Below are 4724 nucleotides of genomic sequence, written 5' to 3'. Positions count from 1 at the left end.
AAAATCTGATTAGTGCGGACAAACAATCAGTTGGCGGGCGGAAAGCCTAAACATCCAACAAATTACTTCAATATCTGCTCCGCGGTTCAAAATTTTGTTTGATCGGTTAAACAAATCACAGTTTATTAACGTATTTACAACGATTGTAACATTTGCGTTAATTTTTGGGCAATACGTGTTAAAATCATCGTTCTATCTGGCTTCTTATAAACCTAATTTTGGTCATATTACTAACTAAACTGAATACAATGACCAGATTAAAGATTACTTTGTTCATTTTGACCATGCTCTGTTGCATACAGATTTATGGTCAAACGTCGCTGATTGGTGGCAAGATTACAGATGCGTCGGGGCTGCCAATCCCAGGCATATCGGTAAAAGTTAAAGGAACCGCTATTGGCACCTCTTCCGATGCGAAAGGGGTTTTTTCAATTAAAAGTGCAAATCCAGCTACACTGGTTTTTAGTGGAATTGGTTATACAACCAAAGAATTTGCTTATAGCGGGCAAAGCAACATAACCATAACATTAAGTGAAGACCAGCAAAGCCTGAATGAGATTGTAGTAACTGCATTAGGTGTAAAGCGGGAAAAACGTAACCTCACCTATAGTTCTCAAGAGGTAAAAGGCGAGCAATTGACCCAGACAAAAGAGCCTAACCTGGTAAATGCATTGGCAGGTAAAGTTTCTGGTGTGCAAATTACAAGTTCGTCGGGCACTCCAGGGAGTTCATCGCGTATTGTAATTAGGGGTGCTAATTCTCTTTATGGCAACAATGAAGCTTTGATGGTAATCGATGGTATTCCGGTTAACAATGATGAAACCGGTAACCTCAACTCGGGTCCCGGTACCAACCGAATTGCCGATCTTGATCCTAATATTATTGAAAGCATTAATGTGTTAAAAGGTGGTGCAGCAACAGCGCTATATGGATCTGATGGTGCAAAAGGAGTAATTATTATCACTACAAAAGCAGGCAGCCTGAATAAAAAGCCTGGTATTAGTTTTTCTTCTTCTTTTTCAATGGAGAAACCACTGTTGCCAGAAATTCAGAATAAATATTCACTTGGCTCAAATGGCGTATATTTTGATGGTGTGAACCAAAAAACGAGTACATCGTGGGGAGCAAGAATGGATACCTTAAAAATTAACGGCCAGCCTGCACAGGTATATGATCAGTCTGATTTATTCTTTAAAACCGGAAAAACATATACCAACACGGTAGCCGTAAACGGAGGTGGGGCTTACAACTCTTATTTTATATCGTATACCAATTTTGCTCAGGATGGAACGGTACCTACCACTTCTTTCGACCGAAATACTGTTTTTGGGAAATTCACCACGCAAATTATTAAAGATCTGAATGTTACGTTCTCTTTAAATTACGCCAATACCAAAAACCGTCGGTTACCTGAAGGTTATGCCTTGGAAAGTCCAGTGTGGACCATTTTTTCTGCCCCAGTTTCTTACAACCTGCAGCCTTCGGTAAACCCTGATGGAAGTCAGCGTTTATACCGTTTCTCGCGTAATAATCCTTACTGGGTATTAGATAATATCAGTAATACATCAGTTGTGAACCGTTTTCTACCGACATTTACAGCCGATTATAAACCCTTAAACTGGTTAACCATTACTGAGCGTTTTGGTGCCGATGTTTATGTTGAACAGGGCAAATATCATGAATCGTTACTCTCGGTTTCGAACCCTAATGGCCGGATTGTAAACAGAAATAGCAATTTCAGGCAATATAATAATGACCTGATCATCGGTGCCAACAAAAGTTTTGGCGATTTTACCATCGATGCACTATTGGGTAACAACATATTATCAACCTATAGTGAAATTGGCAATGCCAACGGACTAGGCATAACTGTTCCGGGATTTGGTAACATCGGATCTACATCAACCGTGCAATTTACAGAAACAAGTTATCTCTCCAGAAAAATAGGATTCTATTTACAGTCTAATATAGATTATAAAAAGTTTTTAATCCTCTCTCTTACAGGAAGATACGACGGAACTTCGGTACTGTCCAAAAACAACAGTTTTTATCCTTATGGCTCTGCTGCTACGAGTTTTATCTTTTCCAATTTCTTTTCGAAAGAACTTTCTGATGTCATGAGCTTCGGAAAATTAAGATTATCCTACAGCACAGTGGGGAATGCGAGCATTGGGCCATACAACCTCCTTACCCCATACGAATCACAGACGGTAAGAAACATTGCCTTTCCCTATCAGGGGCAGTCGGGCTTTTTGATCAGTCAAAACCTAAGCGATCCGAACTTAAAAAATGAGCGGATCAACGAATTTGAAATTGGTTTAGAAACAGGTTTCTTTAAAAACCGTTTAAGCCTGGAGGTTACCTATTTCTATAAAAAGACAAAAAACGGGATCATTCCCACCGTAGCACTGGCACCATCAAGCGGCTTTAACACTACCAGTGTAAATACAGCCTTAATGCGTAACAGGGGTGTCGAGCTGCTTTTAAATGCAAAACCCATAAAAACGGAGAATTTTAGCTGGGATTTGACCCTGAATTATAGCAGGATCAGAAATAAGGTCTTTTCGATTTACAAGGAACTGAAACAGGTTGGCAACGGGTTTACCACTGTTTTTCCAAACCAGCCATATGGGGTAATTTATGGTACCCGTTATGCCAGAAACAGTGAAGGGAAACTATTAATCGGTAATGATGGGTTACCATTTGCTGCAGACGAACAAGGCATAATCGGCGATATCAATCCGGATTGGATGGGCGGTATTGTTAATAATTTCAAGTATAAGCAGTTTACTTTGAGTTTCTCCTTTGACATGAAAAAGGGAGGCGATATTCAAAACAATGTTGATGGTTACGGATATTTCTATGGTACACCAAAAGTTACCGAAGACCGTGGTCCACGTATTGTTGAAGGTGTAAATGCGACTACAGGTTTGCCCAATACGGTGTCTGTTTCAGGACAAGCCTATTATCAACGAGCTAATGGTGTATTGGAATCCGTTATCCAAGATGGTACTTATGTAAAATTGAGAAATGTTAGCATGGGCTATAACCTAAAGCCAACATGGCTGCAAAAAACGCCTTTCAAAACTATTGGTTTGCAGGTTACGGGTAGAAATTTATGGATATATGCACCACACTTTACAGGTGGCGATCCAGAAGTAAGTTCTTTTGGTTCTTCAAACGGATCTCAAGGGATTTATTCCTTCTCAACCCCAACATCCCGCTCGGTAGATTTCAGTTTAAAATTAACATTATAGGCCCAATACATAAAAAAGAATCAACATGAAAAAGATATATTTCATTTTAAGTTTTGCATTTATGATGGCTTTTGCCGGGTGCAAAAAATACATAGATGTTAACTATGACCCCAACAGACCGATTGATGTTAAAGAATCGCTCATGTTACCACCTATACAAATGCTGATTTCGCAGAATATCAATGCATCAGGCGATGGGAATTTAAGTGTAGTGCTACAGCAATACCTACAGGTAATGGCACTGAACCAGGTAGCCCCAAATTTTGGTACTTATCAGATGTACAATATTGATATGGACGGCGATTGGAGCAACGTATACGTGCGCACGCTGAACAACCTAGGCCTCCTAAATGTAAAAGCAGCTGCAAACGGCAATTTTAATTATACTGCGATTTCTAAAATACTCACTGCGTATACTTTGGGCTACGCAACCGATGCATGGGGAGATATCCCCTATAGTCAGGCTTTCAAGGGAATTGATGTAGCCAATCCTACTTACGATACCCAGCAACAAATATATACCCAGATACAGCGCTTGTTAGATGATGGGATTATAGATATCGGTCGCAATGCCGGTTTGACACCTGGCAGTGACGATCTGATGTACTCAGGTGATATGACCAAATGGAAAAAACTCGCCTACACGTTAAAAGCACGTTATTACATGCACCTGAGTAAAGCGCCTGGAAATACAGCTTCTGCGCAGGCACAGCTGGCTTTGACTGCACTAACTAATGGTATGCAGAGCAACGATGATGATGCTAAAATTGCTTTCAGTGGTGCAGCAGGGGCCGAAAATCCATGGCAACAGAATTTTTTACCAGGTACTACATTTGTACTTGCCAACACCTTTGTTGATGCTTTTACTACCAGAAACGATCCAAGATTAAGCAAAATGGTTAAACCCGCCAAACAAACCGGTTTATATACTGGCCGGCAGATCGGTTTAGACGAAATTGGAAGTCTGGAGGCTTACTCAATCCCTGCCGATTTTTACGCGGGTGCCAATGCCAATAATTATCTGGTAAATTATACCGAGGCATTATTTATAAAAGCCGAAGCCACGCTGGTGATATCGGGTTTTGCAGCTGCACAACCTTTTTATCAGGATGGCATCAAACAGCACATGACTAAGGTAGGGGTGAGCACAACTGATATGGATACCTATATTGCTTCGCGGGGGACACTCAACAGTACAAATGCGCTCCGTTTAATTATGGAAGAAAAGTCGGTTGCAAACTTTCTTAATGCTGAAAATTATACAGATTGGCGCCGTACCGGATTCCCGGCTTTAACCAAAGTTAAAAATGCACTCTCTGAAATTCCAAGAAGGGTACTTTACCCAAATACCGAAATTACAGCAAACCCACAGCCGCAACAAAAGGCTAAAATTACCGATAGGTTATGGTGGGATGTTAATTAAATAAGTGCTGGTTAGTTGATCATGTTGAGGATACCCGATTGGGT

At 40.5% G+C, this 4724-nt stretch carries 2 protein-coding genes; both read left to right on the top strand.

Annotated elements, in window-relative coordinates:
• Positions 1-248 precede the first annotated feature (248 nt).
• Complete coding sequence (locus AC1DND_RS20070; RefSeq protein WP_477584326.1) at positions 249-3257, top strand: SusC/RagA family TonB-linked outer membrane protein; 3009 nt, start codon at positions 249-251, stop codon at positions 3255-3257.
• Between the two features lie 25 nt (positions 3258-3282).
• Positions 3283-4680 carry a SusD/RagB family nutrient-binding outer membrane lipoprotein gene (locus AC1DND_RS20065; protein WP_477584324.1) on the top strand — a complete coding sequence of 466 codons (1398 nt, stop codon included), beginning with the start codon at positions 3283-3285 and terminating at the stop codon, positions 4678-4680.
• The last annotated feature ends 44 nt before the right edge of the window (positions 4681-4724 follow it).

This window comes from Pedobacter sp. 01N416, assembly GCF_056399685.1.
The sequence above is the reverse complement of the archived record's forward strand: the minus strand, read 5'-3'. Positions and strand labels throughout refer to the sequence as shown.